Raw genomic sequence first — 17,116 nt, forward strand, 5'->3', positions numbered from 1 at the left:
AAATGGAATTAAAAGATAGTAGAGTATTAGTAATTGGTGGTGCAGGCTTTATTGGAAGTTTTGTTGTTTCCGAATTATTAAAAGAAGAAGTAGCAGAAGTTGTTGTATATGATAACTTCGCAAGAGGTAAAAAGTCTTATTTAAAAGAATCTTTAAAAGATCCACGTTGTAAATTATTCCCAATAGGGGGCGATATAAGAGAAGTAGATATTCTGAATAAAGCAATGGAAGGCGTAGATTATGTGTTCTGTTTAGCTGCCATGTGGTTATTACATTGTAAAGATTACCCACGTACTGCTTTTGATGTAAATATTGCCGGTACCTTCAATGTTTTGGAGGCTTGTGTAAAAAACAACATCAAAAAATTGGTTTGGTCTTCATCTGCTTCTGTGTATGGAGATGCGGTAGAATTACCTATGACAGAATCTCATCCATTTAACAATAAAAATTTCTATGGAGCTAGTAAAATTGCCGGAGAAGCGATGGCCACTGCTTTCAATGATCGTTATGGATTAAAAGTTATTGGTCTAAGATATATGAATGTATATGGTCCTCATCAAGATCAAACTGCAGCCTATACAGGCGTAATTCCTATTATGTTAAATAAAATTGATGCAAACGAAGCACCAACCATTAATGGAGATGGTAGTCAGGCATACGATTTTATTTATGTAGAAGATGTAGCTAGATGCAATATTCAGGCTATGAAATCGGATACAGAACATGGTTTTTACAATGTTGGAACAGAAATTCAAACTTCTATAAAAGAACTTTGCGATACCATTTTAGATTTGAAAAAATCGGATCTTAAAGTGAATTATAAACCTTATTCTGCAGACGATGCAAGGGCTTTAGTGCAAAATAGGATTGGAAGTAAGGAAAAAGCTGAGAATGAATTAGGTTTCACTTATAAATATTCGTTGGTTGAAGGTTTAACCAAACTTATAGAATGGAGAAATGAAAATCCAGTAGTAGAAGAATAAACATGGTTCAAAAAATAGGTGTTATTGGGGGTGGAATTGTTGGACTAGCCATTGCACATAAATTGCAAGGTAAATTTCCAGGTGCAAAAGTGATGCTTTTCGAAAAAGAAGCTCAAATAGGTATGCACCAGTCGGGAAGAAATAGTGGTGTACTACATTGTGGTTTATACTACGAACCAGGTTCATTAAAAGCTAAATTGGCAGTTGAAGGTATTAGACAAATGACTGCTTTTTGTGAAACGCACAAAATTCCACATGAAATTTGCGGCAAAATTGTGGTGGCTTCAAATGATCGAGAAACTAAATTTTTAGATAATCTACATAAACGAGGCACAGCAAATGGATTATCGGGTTTAAAATATTTATCGCAACAAGAACTAAAAGAAAGAGAGCCCTTTGTTGTTGCAAAAGAAGCATTATTGGTGCCCGAAGAAGGAATTGTAGATTATAAAGCAGTGATGAACCAATTGGCCTCAATGATTCTGGCTAATGGAGGTGAAATTATACTAAATACCGAAATTAACGAAGTTAAAGAAACTAAAGATCAACTGATTTTAACAGACGGTAAAGGCGAATGGCTAGTAGATAAATTGGTTAGTTGCGCTGGATTACATTCGGATCGAGTATTTGAAAAATTCACTAAACAACCAAGACCGTTAAGAATTGTACCTTTTAGAGGGGAATACTTAATGCTAAAACCCGAAGCAGAAAAATTGGTAAACCACCTTATTTACCCCGTTCCAGATCCAGAGTACCCTTTCTTGGGTGTGCATTTTACAAGGATGATGACGGGCGCTAGAGAAGTTGGGCCCAATGCTGTATTTGCCTTGAAAAGAGAAGGTTATACCAACAGAGATATATCTATAAAAGATACTTTAGAGTCGGCTACGTATATAGGATTTCTAAATTTCCTTAGAAAGAATTTTAGTTTTAGTATGGGTGAGTTTTATAGCTCGCTGAGTACGAGCGCTTTCTTAAAAAAAGCGAGAAAATTGGTGCCTGATATTGGAGAGAACGATTTTGTGAAAGGTTCTGCTGGGGTAAGAGCTCAGGCTATGGACAAGTCAGGAAAGTTGTTGATGGATTTTAATGTAATTAAAGACGGTAGGCAAGTACATGTTTTAAATGCGCCATCTCCAGGAGCAACAGCTTCTTTGGCTATAGCTGATTACATTTTAAAGGAATATTTAAATTGATGAGTCAAGAAAAGGAAAAAGAATTTGATCAGTGGGATGTAGAAATTCATCCGTCTAGGGGCTTATTCGACCTAAAATTGAAGCAAGTGTGGAAGTATAGAGACTTGCTATTTTTGTTTGTAAGGAGGGATTTTGTTTCTTTTTACAAACAGACGGCTTTAGGCCCTATTTGGTTCTTTATACAACCCATTTTTACAACTTTTATCTACGTTTTTATATTTAGTAATTTGGCAGGGATTCCAACCGATGGGATCCCTCAACCTATATTTTACTTGTCAGGTATTATTGCTTGGTCTTATTTTTCAGATTGCTTAATAAAGACGTCAAATGTATTCAGGGAAAATGCTTCAATTTTTGGAAAGGTATATTTTCCAAGGTTGATTATGCCTTTGAGTATTATCATTTCTAGCTTAGTGAAATTTTCTATACAGTTGGTTTTACTGGCCTGTATGATTTTGTACTATGTACTGTTCCAGGAGTACAATTTTTCGCCAACAATATATCTACTCTTATTCCCGATATTGTTGATTTTTATGGCTGTTTTAGGTTTGGGGTTTGGTATGTTGGTGTCTTCTATGACAACCAAGTATAGGGATCTTGGCTTATTGGTGAGTTTCGCCTTGCCACTTTTTATGTATGCAACCCCAGTGGTGTATCCTTTGTCCACATTGAGTGGTAATTTGAAAACAGCAATATTTCTCAATCCCATGACTCCTGTTATTGAAGGGATTCGAAAAGGCTTATTTGGTGCTGGTGAATTTGATATTTATAGTTTCATATATTTGATGTTGATCTCTGCAATTATATTGGTTGCGGGAGTTTTGATTTTTAATAAAGTCGAAAAAGACTTTGTAGATACGGTATAATGAAGAAAGTAATTAAAGTAGAAAATCTTTCTAAGGCCTACCAATTGGGTCAGTTCAATACTGGTACTATAAGTAATGATTTAAAACGCTGGTGGGCTTTAAAAAGAGGTAAGGAAGACCCATTTTTAATGGTTGGAGAGACCAATGATAGAACAAAAGCAGGAACTAGCAATGTTGTTTGGTCTCTTAAGGATATCAATTTTGAATTGAATCAAGGAGATACGGTAGGAATCATTGGTAGAAATGGTGCTGGTAAAAGTACTCTGTTAAAAGTACTATCTCAAATTACTTCACCAACTACAGGAAGTGTTAAAATAAAAGGACGAATCGCTAGTCTGTTGGAAGTAGGTACTGGTTTTCATCCAGAACTCTCTGGAAGAGAAAATATTTTTTTAAATGGGGCCATTCTTGGTATGAGTAAAAGAGAAATTGCCTCTAAGTTTGATGAAATTGTAGATTTTTCAGGAGTAGAACGCTATTTGGATACCCCAGTAAAAAGATACTCATCTGGGATGTATGTTCGCTTAGCTTTTGCGGTGGCAGCACATTTAGAGAGTGAAATTTTAATTGTGGACGAGGTTTTAGCGGTGGGTGACGCAGAATTCCAAAAGAAATGTTTGGGTAAAATGAATCAATTGGGTAACGAAACTGGCAGAACTATTGTCTTCGTAAGTCACAATATGACTTCCATAAAAGCACTTTGCAAAAGGAGTATGTATTTGAAATATGGGCAGTTGGTAAATTTTGGTGAAACCACAGATATAATTTCTGAATATTTAAAAGACAGTGGAGAAGTTGGTTCTAAGAGCGGCATTATTCCTCCTAATTTGAGTCTACATGGTACAGGAGAAGCTAAATTTACCAGCTTGCGAGCCATGGATGCTTCAGGTTTGTCTAAGCAGGAATTTAGTTTTGCTGATAAAATTACAGTAGAAGTTGAATTAGATGTAAATATAGATTTAAAAGATGTTTTAATTGGTGTGCATTTATTGAATGTGTATGGGGAAAAAATAGCAATGGATGTGATGGATAAAAATTATAAACCGTATTCATTGGACAAAGGAAAGTACAAAATAACTATAAACTCTGAAGATTTGTTGATGCCTGGCGATTATTCATTTGCCCTATCAATTTCACATTTTTATTCTGGTGCAGATATAGATTTTATTGAATCGTTCGCTTCTTTTAGAATAGTAAGAGAGTCTGCCAATAATGAAATAAATTATCCGTGGCCTACCATTCATGGTTATTACAGACCTCTATCATCTTGGAAAACAGAAAAAATTGGATAATATGGAAAAAAGAATTATACCTATATCACTGCCTAGCATGGGGCAAGAAGAATGGGAAGCATTAAAAGAGCCGATATTTTCTGGCTGGATTACACAAGGTCCGAAAGTAAAAGAGTTTGAAGAACTCTTTGCTAAAAGACACAATGTAAAGCATGCATTGGCTGTTTCTAATTGTACAACCGCGCTGCATTTAGCTTTGGTTGCTTTAGATGTTAAGGCAGGTGATGAAGTATTGGTGCCAGCTTTTACGTGGGTCTCTACAGCAAATGCGGTTATGTACTGTGGTGCAACGCCAATTTTTGTTGACGTAGATCCTGTTACATTTAACATTAATACTGATAGTATTTTAGCTAAAATCACCGACAAAACGAAAGCTATAATTCCTGTGCATCTATTTGGACTTTGTGCAGATATAGATGTAATTAAACAAATAGCCCCACAGTTGAAGATTGTTGAGGATGGAGCATGCGCTGCTGGTGCTGCTTTGAACGGACAGCCGGCAGGTAGTTTAGGAGATATAGGTTGTTTTTCTTTCCATCCACGTAAGTCTGTGACTACTGGCGAAGGCGGAATGCTGACCACTAATGATGATGCTTTGGCAGAAAGATTAAATATGCTTCGCAACCATGGGGCGTCAATTTCAGAAGAACAACGTCATAAGGGACCAAAGCCTTACATTTTGCCAGAATTTGATATGGTCGGTTATAATTATAGAATGACGGATTTGCAGGGTGCCTTAGGTGTTATACAATTGCAGAAGCTAGATCAGTTTATTGAAGAGCGTGAAGGTTGGGCAAATTATTATCATCAAGAGTTGGGAAAAATTGATTGGCTTAGAGTACCTAGATATTCAGATAAGTATAAACATGGATGGCAATCGTACGTGTTATTCGTTGATGAATCTAAATCTCCATTGAAAAGAAATGATTTAATGGAATATTTGCAGCAACATGGTATCAGCACTAGACCTGGGACACACGCCGTACATATGTTAGGGTTTTATAAAAATACATTTAACATTGATGAGCAGGATTATCCAGGAGCTTACCAATGCAATGAATACTCTATGTCTATTCCGTTGCATAATAAAATGACTGAGTTAGACTATCAATATATAGTCGAGATCTTAAAGCAAATAAAATAATGTGTGGAATTGTTGGGATATATAATTTAAATAGAGAACCTATTGCGCATCAACGCCTTAAGAGCATGGCAGATGCTATTGCTCATAGGGGGCCAGATGGCGAAGGATATTTCATAGCTGAAGGTATTGGTCTAGCGCACAGAAGACTTTCCATATTAGATATATCTTCTAACGGTGCCCAACCCATGACCTCTAAAGATGGTCAGTGGACTATAGTATTTAATGGCTGTATTTATAATTATTTAGAACTTAAACAAGAACTACAGAGAAAAGGGCATCAGTTCATTTCTAGTAGCGATACAGAAGTCATTTCGGAGGGATTGGCCGCCTATGGTCCGTCTTTTTTTGAGAGATTAAACGGTATGTTTGCTGTTGGGGCCTGGCATCATCAAGAAGAAGTACTCTACCTCAGTAGAGATAGATATGGCATTAAGCCATTGTACTATTGGTTCACAGGTAAAGCATTGGTTTTTGCTTCGGAAATTAAAGCGATTATGCAACATCCCAGCTTCTCTGTTAAATTAAACATGGGGGCCTTGAATGAGTATTTCACCTTTCAAAACATGTTTACATATAGAACGTTATTTGATGGAGTGGAAATGTTGCCTCCAGCAAATACCGTTAAAATAAGCACCCATACCACTGAAATAAAACATCAGGCATGGTGGGATTATAATTTTTCAGAGCCGGATCAAAAAATTTCATTTGAGGATGCAAAGAATGAAACAGAGCGTTTATTTAAGAATGCGGTTTCGCGACAAATGATTGCTGACGTTCCTGTAGGGTCCTATTTGTCGGGAGGGATGGATTCCGGTTCAATAACTGCAATAGCATCTTCCCATGTAGATAGATTGGCTACATTTACCTGTGGATTTGACATGAGTGAAGTGACAGGCGTAGAGGCGAATTATGATGAGCGCAGAGACGCTGAGCTAATGGCAAACCATTTTAAAACAGAACATTACGAACAGGTTTTAAATGCTGGAGACATTAAATGGTCATTACCTAGGGTAGTACATCATTTAGAAGATTTACGGGTAGGCATGTCATATCCCAATTATTACATCTCAAGGTTGGCTTCAAAGTTTGTTAAAGTTTGTTTACAAGGTACAGGTGGCGATGAGTTGTTTGGTGGTTATCCATGGAGATATTATAGAGTATTTCAATCCGTAAGTCAAAAAGAATATTTTAACAATTACTATGATTTCTGGCAGCGTTTGGTGCCGGATACGGAGAAGAATCAGTTGTTTACAAGGGAAGTGTTTGGGCAGATCGACTTAAACGAACCACGCCAAATTTTTGAAAGGGTGTTTACCTTTAATGATAGCTTGAAATATCAAAGTCCTGAGCAACACATTAATAATTCACTGTACTTCGAAAGCAAGACCTTTCTGCCTGGTTTGTTTTTAGTGGGAGATAAGTTGGCTATGGCCAATGGACTGGAAGAACGTTTTCCATTTATGGACAATGATTTGGTGAATTTTGCTCAAAAAATACCCATTAAACATAAGCTAGGTAATTTAGAGGCAATGAAGCGTATCAATGAGAATCAATTCGGCAATAAACGCAAGTTGTATCAAGAATTTGATGATGGCAAGAATGTGTTGAGAAAAGCTATGATGGGATTCATGCCGGATAAGATTATCAATAGACAGAAGCAAGGTTTTTCCGCACCAGATGAGAGCTGGTACAGGGGAGAAAATGCCAATTATATTAAAGAGTTGTTGCTATCTAAGAAGACTATATCTTCAGATTTTATCAGCCAAGATTATATAAAGAAAATCGTGAATGAGCATATCAATGACCACGTTAATCATAGATTGCTTATTTGGAGTTTTATGAATTTTGAGTGGTGGTGTAAGATATTTTTAAATAACGAAAAGTATTAAAAATGGAAAATCTAAACCAAATTTTTGATGTATTTATCCAGGTTAAAGATAACTTTATTCATAAAGTAGAAGAAGACGGATTCATTGCTTCCAACCAAGATCAAACTAAGGCTATCTTTAGCGACAAATGGACAGAAGTGGAAAGGATGGAAGACGTATCTGAGCTGTATAGTTTTCAGCGTGACTGGTTTCTAAACTTATATGGATTCGAAAATGAAAGTGCATTGAAAACTTTCTTGGCCGACAAGGAGTATATAATTGATACTGGCTGTGGATTAGGATACAAAGCAGCTTGGTTTGCAGAGTTGGCGCCGCATGCTACAGTCATTGGTATTGACATTTCTGATGCTGCAATCTTAGCTGCAAAAAATTATAAGCACATATCGAATTTGTTTTTCTTAAAGTCTGATATTGCAGAGACTGGTTTGAAGAAGGGTAGCATTGATTTTGTAGTTTGTGACCAAGTAATTATGCACACTGAAAGCCCAGAATTGACCTTTAAACATCTTTCTGAATTGACTTCCATGAAGGGTCAATTTGCATGCTACGTGTATAGAAAGAAAGCTTTGCCTAGGGAGTTGGTAGACGACTACTTTAGATCACAAACTTTAGAAATTCCCAATAATAAAATGTGGGAATTTTCAGAACAATTAACTGTTTTGGGAAAAACATTATCAGAGCTAAAAGTTAGTTTTATTTCCCCAGATATCCCTCTTTTAGGAATAAAAGGGGGCGAGTATGATATACAACGATTTATCTATTGGAATTTCTTAAAGTGCTTTTGGAAAGACGAATGGAGTTTTGATTTAAATAAAAGTACCAATTATGATTGGTACGCTCCAAGCAATGCCAAAAGGTTTTCTTTACAAGAATTTTTGAATATGGGTAAAGAGAATAACATGAAGTTAGAATTCCTACACGACGAAGAAGCTTGTTATTCTGGCAGGTTTAGTAAATAGATAATATATGAATGGTTTGAATCTTTCAGATAAGAGAGCAATATCTATCATAAGGAAAGCTATAAATGCTTTGAATTTAGACTTGCGGGGCAAAATTATACTCACGGAAGTAGGAAGCCAGAATTACATATATACACCTATTATTCCTTTGCTAGCTGGAGCGGAAAAGGTATATGCTTTTACTAAAGATACTAGTTATGGGAAAGCCTGTGAAATTAAAGACAGGTGTTTCCATATTGCTTTTTCAATTGGCTTGGCTGATAAACTAGAAGTGGGTGAAAATATTTTGGATACTAGATGGTTGTCGGAAGCAGATATAATTACAAATTCTGGAATGCTGAGGCCTTTAGATAAAGATAAATTAATTCATGTTAAAGATAATGCTGTTATCCCTTTAATGTTTGAGGCCTGGGAATTCAGGAGAGAAGATTTAGATTTAGATTTTTGTAGGTTGAATAATATTAAAGTAGCAGGTACTTGGGAAAATCACCCCAAAATTAGAGTGTTCGATGCAGTTTCCGCGCTCGCAATTAAAATGGCGTTTGAAGCAGGATTCGAGGTCGTTAACAATAAGATTATTATATGGAGCGACGACCATTTTGGAGATCAAGCTTTAAAGGCTTTTAGCAACTTAGGAGCTGCTCAGTGCATAATTACTACTGATGCAGCGGTGTTATTACAAAATATTCATGATGTTGATTTTATCTTCATAGCAGATTATTCAGAAACGGCAGACTATTCAGAAATCTTAAATGTAGATCAACTCCTAACTATTAATAATACTTTTGGTTTGGTACATCTTTACGGGAGCTTATACGCCGACTTCTTTCTAAGAAAAGGAATTTCCGTTTATCCGCCTAAAGATGGAAGAGCACAAGTGATGACTTATACTTTGGGGCATGTGGGAATGCATCCGATTATTAATTTGTTAACTGCAGGGTTTAAAGTTGGGCAAGAGTTAATACTGGATGATTGTACTAATTTGACACAGAAATTATAATTATGAGGGTAGCAATAATTGGTAGAAGTGAGCTTATTTATAATTCAGCAATTTGTTTATTAGAAGCTGGGTTTCATATTCCATTGATTATAACGTCGAAGGAAGCTCCAGAATATGCAATAAAATCAAAAGATTTTGAAGATTTAGCGAACAGAATTGGTGCGAAGTTTATTTACGCGCCAAAAATTACAGAGGAGGTGATAAATCAAGTAAAATCTTTGCCTGCAATAGATGTATCTGTTAGTATTAATTATTCGGGTATTATCAGTCAGGAAGTAATTGATTTGTTTCCTTTAGGTATATTAAATGCACACGGTGGAGATTTGCCGAGGTACAGAGGTAATGCTTGTCAAGCATGGGCTATAATAAATGGTGAAAAGCAAATTGGGTTGTGTATTCATAAAATGATAGGAGGTGAATTAGATTCTGGTCCTATCATTGAAAGAGAATACTTACCGATTGATATTAACACTAAAATAGGAATGGTGTTTGATTGGATGGTAACTAGAATACCAGTGTTAATGTTGAGTTCCCTCCAGAAACTTAGGGCGGACAAAAAATATGTTCTAGAGCACCAATCTTTGGACCCTAAAGTTGCTCTCAGATGCTACTCTCGTCGACCAGAAGATGGATTCATAAATTGGAATTTGCCAAATATTGATATTTTGCGGTTGATAAATGCTTCATCTAGACCATATAGTGGAGCATATACGTATTTAAATAACTTAAAAATCACTGTGTGGGAGGCTGAAATTTTTCAGGATGATGAGGTATTTTGCGGCATACCGGGGCAAATCACCGCATTCAGTCATAATGAAAAAACAGTAACGGTGCTCTGTGGTACAGGAAAACTAAAGCTCTCAGTGCTAAATTGGGAGGATAATGGCAAAAAGTTTGAAGATGTGTTTAAATCTGTGCGAGCCAGGTTTTTCCTAAATAGTTTTTCTGCTTTGACTTTTTAGAATTGATAATAAAATGAGTAAAGCTAGGATATGTTTAGGGTTCCATGAAATTGCAGGTTATTACTACAATTTGCAGGAAGGGATGCGAGATTTAGGTTATAAGGCAGATTTTTTTACTGTAAATCAACACGCTTTTAAATATAGAAAAAACTCCAATCGCAATGTTCTTTTAAGTTGTATTCGGGAGTTAGGAAAGTTCAAAACCAAAATCTATGGAAATACACGCTTCAGTAGACGAATGTATGTAATCTTGTCTGGTCTGTATTCGATTTTAGTCAAGTTATTATTTTATTATTGTCTAAAAAAATATGATGTATTTATTTTCGGAGTAAATTCTAGCTTTAAAGATCTATTTGATTATGAAGATTCAAACCGTTTAACATTTAATGATTTAGAGAAACTTAAAAAGCATAACAAAAAAATCATTTATATCTATCATGGTTCAGACGCAAGACCCCCTTATATGGATGGCTTTACGATGTCTACAACCTCCGGTACGGTGAAAGAATGTTATGATTTGACAAAAGCAATAAAGACTAAGGTAGAAGAGGTTGAAAAATATGCAGATTATATAATTAACGCTCCTGCCACAAGTCAATTTCACCGCGTGCCTATCATAGATTTTATAAAAATAGGAGTGCCGTTTGCTACTTCCAATATATCTAGAGAACCATTATTGAAGCAGTCTAGTGAAATAATCATTTTGCACAGCCCCTCAAATCCTATTGCCAAAGGCTCTCCAGAAATAATAAGGGTTGTAGAAAAATTGATTAAACAAGGCTATAAGATCAAATTAGATTTGGTATCTAATCAACCAAATTCTGTAGTGTTAGAGAAACTAAGAAAGGCAGATATTGTTGTTGATCAGCTGTATAGCGATACACCAATGGCTGGATTTGCAACAGAGGCAGCGCATTTTGGAAAGCCTGTAATAGTTTGTGGATATTATAGTGAGATTTACAAAGAATATTTGCCTAAGCAACTTGTTCCTCCTACTTTTTTTGTGCATCCTGATAAATTGGAAGAAACCATAATCCAACTCTTAGAAAGAAAAGAATTAAGAGAAGAGTCTGGTATGGCAGTGAAAAAATTTGTTAAAGAGCAATGGGGTTTGGAAAACGTTGCAAAGAAATTTGAAAGGATCATCAACGATGATGTTCCAGAAGATTGGTATATTGATCCTTTTAAAATAAAGTATTGGCAAGGCTGCTGCATTAAAGATTCAAATGCCTTAAAGTTGATGCAGGACATGTTAGATGCTTATGGAGTAGAGAGTCTACAATTGCAAGATAAGCCCATTTTACTTAACGAAATCCTTTCTAAATTGAAAAAATAATTTTCAATTGTAGAAGTATAACTTTGAATTTAGATTCTTTTTTATTAATAATTTAACCAATATAAAAGCTGTAGATTAGTGTTTTATATCCTAATTGAGTTATGCAATAAACACCTAACCGAGAGATGAAGGCCAACAAGAAAATATTAATAATTAGTTACTCAAAATTGGATAGAGATCCCAGAATATTAAGACAAATTCAAATTTTAAGCGAAACTTTTGATGTTACTACTGCTGGGTTAAGTTCATCCCAACATGCAAATGAAATGGATTTCATTCAAATAAAACATGAATATATATTAGATTTTCATTTACATTACCCTGCATTATTACGAAAAATAATCACACTTTTTGTAGTTTATCCTAGTAATATTTTCAGGAAATTTTTTCAATCGTACTGGACTGAAAAAATGGGGGATTTTGAAAAAATCTATTGGACTCCATCAAGGAGAATCACATTAAATAAATTGATAAAAAATAGATTTCATCTAGTAATTGCAAATGATTTAGAGACGCTTCCTTTGGCTATAAAAATAAAAGAAATAAATGGATCGTATGTATATTTCGATGCTCATGAATATTCCCCTTTAGAATACGAGAATAATGAAGAATGGTTAAAAAATACAGCACCCTATTGTACTTACTTATGTAAAAAGTATATACCTATGGCAGATTATAATACTACCGTTTCTCACGGATTAGCGGTTGAATATAAAAGGCTAACAAATAAAGAATTTGATGTTGTGTTAAACGCGCCATCCTTTGAAAATATTATACCATCTGAAAACTCCTTAAATAAAATAAGATTTATTCATCATGGAGGCATTTCACCAGATAGAAATACAGATAAGTTAATTCAAGCATTTATAGATTCTAAAAGAGGTGATATCGAATTAAATTTAATGTTGGTAGGCCTTGATTCGCCTTATGGTGAAAAATTGAAAGAACTTGCTGCAGGGCAAACTAAAATCATTTTTCACCAACCAGTGCCAACTAAAGAAATCGCGAAATACATTAATCAGTTTGATGTTGGTATTTATTTTCTTCCACCATTAAATTTTAACCAAGTACATGCCTTGCCAAATAAATTTTTTGAATTTATTCAAGGAAGATTAATGTTGGCTATGGGACCGTCAATAGAAATGGTTAAGTACATCGAAGAATATAATTTGGGTTTAGTAGGTAAAGGTTTCGAAACCAAGGACATATTAGATTGTATAAACTCTATTAAAAAAGAAGATATAGAATTTTATAAATCAAATGTTCATAAATCTGCCCGAATTCTCTCTTCGGAAGATTCGATGGAGCAACTTAAAAAAAAGCTTATTAGTCTTTTTGTTTAAATTTAAAGTTGCAAAGTTGTTTTAAAATTAAAAATGAAAAAAATTATATCCATAATTGGAGCAAGGCCACAATTCATTAAACATGCGCCTATGCAATTAGAGCTTCAAAAGCATTTTAAAGCTTTAACACTGCATACAGGTCAGCATTTTGATTCGAACATGAGTGCTGTGTTTTTTGATGAGCTTAATATTCCAAAACCAGATTTTTTATTAGAATCTGCTGCGGGGAAACCTCATGGGGCACAAACGGGTTTAATGATGATAGACATTGAACAAATTTGTTTGCAAGAAAAACCTGATGCATTATTACTTTACGGAGATACAAATTCTACCTTAGCAGGAGCTTTAGTTGCCGCTAAAATGAACATACCTCAAATTCATATTGAGGCAGGTCTTAGAAGTTATAATAGAGAAATGCCAGAGGAAATAAATAGGATTATCTCGGATGAGTTTGCTTATTTATTGTTTTGTCCGACCGATCAGGCAATTCATAACTTAGAAAAAGAAGGTATTAAGCATGATAGGATATTTAAAAGTGGCGATGTAATGTGCGATATTTTAAGACTTATGGAATCAAAAATTGAGCCTTATAATGGGGCGCCTTATTATTTTGTGACCATACATAGACCATATAATACCGACGATTTAGACAGAATGAGGGTGATTTTAAAAACCTTAAATGAACTAGACAAAAAAGTTATATTTTCTATACACCCTAGAACTTTAAACATTTTAAAAGCAAACGCATTCGATTTAAAAAGTTATAGTAATATAGAGTTTGTACCACCATCCGGATATTTAGATAGTATTTCTTACCAAAAAAATGCCTCTTGTGTAATTACTGATAGTGGAGGTATCCAAAAAGAAGCATACATGCTTAAAAAGAAATGCATAACTATTCGGAAAGAGACAGAATGGGTAGAAACACTTGAAAATGGCTGGAATACTTTAGTTTTTGATGATGTTACAAGAATTCCAGAAGTATTACAAAGAGATTTGGGGCAGCATAATCCTAATTTATATGGAAATGGACATGCGGCTAAAGAAATTGTAGAAATTATCAAAAAGTATATATAACGAATTCTGAATAGACAATATAATTTGAAAACAATAGTAATAATTTCGCTTTCTCAATTACATAGAGATCCTCGTATTTTAAGACAAATAGAGTTTTTAAAGGATAGCTATAATTTGGTTGCAGTTGGATTAACAAACCCAAATATTAAAGGAGTTGAATATCTAGAAATACCAGAAAAGCCCCAAAATAATTGGATCTTTAAAATTATTGATTTAGTACTTGTATTATTTCAAATGTTTGATTTTCTATATTGGAAGCAAATTAATATTAAAAGCTTGTACGGAAAACTTGAAAAACTTTCACCTGCTGATTGTATAATTTCAAACGATGTACAAGTGTTACCATTAGCTGTAAAATTGAGTGAAATTTGGGGGTGTAAATTGATTACTGATTTGCATGAATTTGCTCCATTAGAAAAAACGGATTCGCTGATTTGGAAAATTAGATTTAAAAATTATTATACAAGCTTATTGAAGAAATATTTAAACAAATCTGACGTTATTTTAACAGTTTGTAATAGTATAAAAGAAAGACTAAAGAAAGATTTTAATGTAGAAGCAACAGTACTAACAAACGCACCGTACTTTCAAGATTTAAAGCCCAAGCCAGTTCTCCAAGATTCGATTAAAATTATTCATCACGGAGGTGCCATGAGGAGCAGGCATTTAAATTTAATGATAGAAATGATGGATAAATTGGATTCACGTTTTGAGTTGAATTTAATGTTGATGGAGTCAGATCCGGGTTATTTAGGAGAATTGAAATTGTTGTCGGCTGGAAAAAAGAATATAAAATTTCTAGAACCAGTTCCCACTACGGAAATTGCAGAATTTATTAATCAGTTTGATATTGGCCTTTTTATTTTGCCACCAGTAAACTTCAATTATGAAATTGCCTTACCAAACAAATTTTTTGAATTTATACAAGCAAGATTGTGTATTGCAATAGCCCCTTCAGTAGAAATGGCAGCCATTTCTAAAAAGTATCATTTGGGTGTAATTGCAAACGATTTTACAGCTGAAAGTATGGCAGTTAGCCTAAATAAACTTAGTGCAGAAGATATTATGCATTACAAATCAAACGCAGATAAATCAGCTATTTCCCTATCTGCAAATGGAAATAAAACATTACTTTTGTGTTTGACCAACAAATTACTTTCTGATACATGTGCGGAATAGCAGGGATTATTTCTAAAAATATTTCTAAAGTCACTGTCGAGCGTCTCAAGCTTATGACAGATTCCATAGCACATAGAGGCCCTGATGGGGAAGGTCATTGGATTAGTGAGAATGGAATGGTAGGTTTTGGTCATAGAAGGTTATCTATTATAGATTTGTCGAGTTTTGGAGCACAACCCATGCATTATGCAAATGGGAGATATACGATTACATTTAATGGAGAAATTTATAACTACCTCGAAATAAAAAAAGGTCTTCAAGCCAAAGGATATACATTTAATTCAAATTCAGATACTGAAGTTTTATTGGCGTTATATGATGCTAAAAGAGAGAAATGTTTAGAAGATTTAGACGGAATGTTTTCTTTTGCTATTTACGATGAACAAGTAAAATCGGTGTTTTTTGCGAGAGACAGATTTGGTGAAAAGCCTCTTTTTTATACTTATAATGGTAAAGATGAATTTCATTTCGGTTCCGAAATGAAAGAATTATGGGCTGCAGGTATCCCTAAGGATGTAAATAATAAAATGTTGTATAATTATCTGTCTTATGGTTTGCTGGAAAATGCAAACGATCAGTCGGAAACATTTTATGAAGGTATTCAGAAGCTAGAGGCGGCTCATTACATAATACTTAAGTTAAATGATTTTAGCTTAATTAAAAAGAGATATTGGGATATAGATATTAATAATGTAGATTATAATACAGATATTACTAAAGCTTCAGAAAAGTTCCAATCCTTATTTTATGATTCAGTAAAGAAAAGATTAAGGTCTGATGTTCCAGTTGGATCCAGCTTATCTGGAGGATTAGATAGTAGTTTAATTGTTTGTGTGATAAATGATTTATTAGTCAATAAAAGTTCTCCAGTAAAACAAAAGACATTTTCTGCTAGATTTCCAGGGTTCGAGAAAGATGAAGGTAAGTATATGGATTTGGTTAATACGAAAACTAAAGCCGAATCTTTTTTTACTTTTCCGAACGAAATTGGACTTATTGAGAAAATTGAAAAAGTTGCTTATCATCAAGAAGAACCATTTGGTTCAGCAAGTATTTGTGTCCAATTCGATGTGATGAAGCTGGCAAAAGATAATGGGGTTATTGTATTGTTGGATGGTCAAGGTGCAGATGAATTATTGGGTGGATACCATTACTATTATAATTCATATTTCGAAGAATTAAAAAATAAAGACAAAGGCATGTATGAGCGTGCGCTAGCTGATTATAATAAACTACACGCTCTTAATGCTATTAATAAAAATGTTAGTCCTGGTTTTAAAAAGAGAATAAAAAATGCTTTCCCTTTTATTATAAAACCCTATTTTCAATATAAAAACGCTTTAAAAGAGTTAATTAATCCATCTTTAAATAGAGAGTTCACGAATAATTTTGCAGATAAATCTTATTTGGGTTTAAATTTTGATTTATACGCAAAGAAGTCATTAAATGAGGCATTATATTATAGTACAATGACTAAGGGCCTTTCGGAATTACTTAGATATTCTGATAGAAATTCCATGGCACACTCTCGTGAGGTTAGACTTCCTTTTTTGAATCATAAATTGGTAGAGTTTCTATTTACACTTCCCGCTGAATTTAAGATTTCGAAAGGTTGGACGAAGTATATAATGCGCGAAACTTTTCAGCATATATTGCCCAATGAGATAACTTGGCGTAAAGATAAAATTGGATATGAACCACCTCAAAAGGCCTGGATGGATACTGCTCTGGCTAAAGAGATGATTCAAAGTAAAAAGGAACTTTTGGTTAGTAAAGGAGTTTTAAATAAGAGAGTATTAAATCAAACACCACGTGCGGTTTCTGCTACAGATGAAAATGATAGTAGCTGGCGCCAATGGATGGCAGGTAGCCTTTTTTCCTAAAAAATAT

Annotated in this window: 14 protein-coding genes; all 14 read left to right on the plus strand. The window is 34.3% G+C overall.

Features of this window, described 5'->3' with window-relative positions:
- Window positions 1-2: 2 nt before the first annotated feature.
- Window positions 3-983, plus strand: coding sequence for an NAD-dependent epimerase/dehydratase family protein (locus VRU49_RS04590; protein WP_330145609.1), 981 nt, complete (start codon window positions 3-5; stop codon window positions 981-983).
- A 2-nt stretch (window positions 984-985) separates the two neighbouring features.
- Complete coding sequence (gene lhgO / locus VRU49_RS04595; protein ID WP_330145610.1) at window positions 986-2,179, plus strand: L-2-hydroxyglutarate oxidase; 1,194 nt, start codon at window positions 986-988, stop codon at window positions 2,177-2,179.
- Window positions 2,179-3,045 (plus strand): ABC transporter permease, encoded by an 867-nt coding sequence (locus VRU49_RS04600; RefSeq protein WP_330145611.1) that lies wholly within the window; start codon window positions 2,179-2,181, stop codon window positions 3,043-3,045. Before lhgO ends, VRU49_RS04600 begins: the two co-directional genes overlap by 1 nt.
- Window positions 3,045-4,337 (plus strand): ABC transporter ATP-binding protein, encoded by a 1,293-nt coding sequence (locus tag VRU49_RS04605; RefSeq protein WP_330145612.1) that lies wholly within the window; start codon window positions 3,045-3,047, stop codon window positions 4,335-4,337. Before VRU49_RS04600 ends, VRU49_RS04605 begins: the two co-directional genes overlap by 1 nt.
- 1 nt (window position 4,338) lies before the next feature.
- A complete protein-coding gene (locus tag VRU49_RS04610; RefSeq protein WP_330145613.1) occupies window positions 4,339-5,481 on the plus strand; it encodes a DegT/DnrJ/EryC1/StrS family aminotransferase in 1,143 nt (380 codons plus the stop codon).
- Complete coding sequence (gene asnB / locus VRU49_RS04615; RefSeq protein WP_330145614.1) at window positions 5,481-7,370, plus strand: asparagine synthase (glutamine-hydrolyzing); 1,890 nt, start codon at window positions 5,481-5,483, stop codon at window positions 7,368-7,370. Before VRU49_RS04610 ends, asnB (VRU49_RS04615) begins: the two co-directional genes overlap by 1 nt.
- 2 nt (window positions 7,371-7,372) lie before the next feature.
- Window positions 7,373-8,329: a class I SAM-dependent methyltransferase gene (locus VRU49_RS04620; RefSeq protein ID WP_330145615.1), complete on the plus strand. Its 957-nt coding sequence runs from the start codon at window positions 7,373-7,375 to the stop codon at window positions 8,327-8,329.
- Window positions 8,330-8,336: 7 nt separating this feature from the next.
- Window positions 8,337-9,329, plus strand: coding sequence for a hypothetical protein (locus VRU49_RS04625; protein WP_330145616.1), 993 nt, complete (start codon window positions 8,337-8,339; stop codon window positions 9,327-9,329).
- Between the two features lie 2 nt (window positions 9,330-9,331).
- Window positions 9,332-10,291, plus strand: a complete 960-nt coding sequence (locus VRU49_RS04630; RefSeq protein WP_330145617.1) for a methionyl-tRNA formyltransferase — start codon at window positions 9,332-9,334, stop codon at window positions 10,289-10,291.
- Window positions 10,292-10,304: 13 nt separating this feature from the next.
- Complete coding sequence (locus VRU49_RS04635; RefSeq protein WP_330145618.1) at window positions 10,305-11,627, plus strand: glycosyltransferase; 1,323 nt, start codon at window positions 10,305-10,307, stop codon at window positions 11,625-11,627.
- 167 nt (window positions 11,628-11,794) lie between these two features.
- Window positions 11,795-12,970: a glycosyltransferase family protein gene (locus VRU49_RS04640; protein ID WP_330145619.1), complete on the plus strand. Its 1,176-nt coding sequence runs from the start codon at window positions 11,795-11,797 to the stop codon at window positions 12,968-12,970.
- A 33-nt stretch (window positions 12,971-13,003) separates the two neighbouring features.
- Window positions 13,004-14,047 (plus strand): non-hydrolyzing UDP-N-acetylglucosamine 2-epimerase, encoded by a 1,044-nt coding sequence (gene wecB / locus VRU49_RS04645; RefSeq protein WP_330145620.1) that lies wholly within the window; start codon window positions 13,004-13,006, stop codon window positions 14,045-14,047.
- 24 nt (window positions 14,048-14,071) lie between these two features.
- Window positions 14,072-15,226: a glycosyltransferase family protein gene (locus VRU49_RS04650; protein WP_330145621.1), complete on the plus strand. Its 1,155-nt coding sequence runs from the start codon at window positions 14,072-14,074 to the stop codon at window positions 15,224-15,226.
- Window positions 15,214-17,109, plus strand: a complete 1,896-nt coding sequence (gene asnB, locus VRU49_RS04655; protein ID WP_330145622.1) for an asparagine synthase (glutamine-hydrolyzing) — start codon at window positions 15,214-15,216, stop codon at window positions 17,107-17,109. The genes VRU49_RS04650 and asnB (VRU49_RS04655) overlap by 13 nt, the downstream gene beginning before the upstream one ends.
- Window positions 17,110-17,116 lie beyond the last annotated feature (7 nt).

The organism is Pedobacter flavus (assembly GCF_036324285.1).
In the GTDB taxonomy this organism is placed as follows: domain Bacteria; phylum Bacteroidota; class Bacteroidia; order Sphingobacteriales; family Sphingobacteriaceae; genus Pedobacter; species Pedobacter flavus.

Excerpts from the sequence above, each read along its gene's own strand:
- VRU49_RS04590 (WP_330145609.1), top strand. The coding sequence starts at position 3 with ATGGAATTAAAAGATAGTAGAGTATTAGTAATTGGTGGTGCAGGCTTT.
- lhgO (WP_330145610.1), top strand. The coding sequence starts at position 986 with ATGGTTCAAAAAATAGGTGTTATTGGGGGTGGAATTGTTGGACTAGCC.
- VRU49_RS04600 (WP_330145611.1), top strand. The coding sequence starts at position 2,179 with ATGAGTCAAGAAAAGGAAAAAGAATTTGATCAGTGGGATGTAGAAATT.
- VRU49_RS04605 (WP_330145612.1), top strand. The coding sequence starts at position 3,045 with ATGAAGAAAGTAATTAAAGTAGAAAATCTTTCTAAGGCCTACCAATTG.
- VRU49_RS04610 (WP_330145613.1), top strand. The coding sequence starts at position 4,339 with ATGGAAAAAAGAATTATACCTATATCACTGCCTAGCATGGGGCAAGAA.
- asnB (WP_330145614.1), top strand. The coding sequence starts at position 5,481 with ATGTGTGGAATTGTTGGGATATATAATTTAAATAGAGAACCTATTGCG.
- VRU49_RS04620 (WP_330145615.1), top strand. The coding sequence starts at position 7,373 with ATGGAAAATCTAAACCAAATTTTTGATGTATTTATCCAGGTTAAAGAT.
- VRU49_RS04625 (WP_330145616.1), top strand. The coding sequence starts at position 8,337 with ATGAATGGTTTGAATCTTTCAGATAAGAGAGCAATATCTATCATAAGG.
- VRU49_RS04630 (WP_330145617.1), top strand. The coding sequence starts at position 9,332 with ATGAGGGTAGCAATAATTGGTAGAAGTGAGCTTATTTATAATTCAGCA.
- VRU49_RS04635 (WP_330145618.1), top strand. The coding sequence starts at position 10,305 with ATGAGTAAAGCTAGGATATGTTTAGGGTTCCATGAAATTGCAGGTTAT.
- wecB (WP_330145620.1), top strand. The coding sequence starts at position 13,004 with ATGAAAAAAATTATATCCATAATTGGAGCAAGGCCACAATTCATTAAA.
- asnB (WP_330145622.1), top strand. The coding sequence starts at position 15,214 with ATGTGCGGAATAGCAGGGATTATTTCTAAAAATATTTCTAAAGTCACT.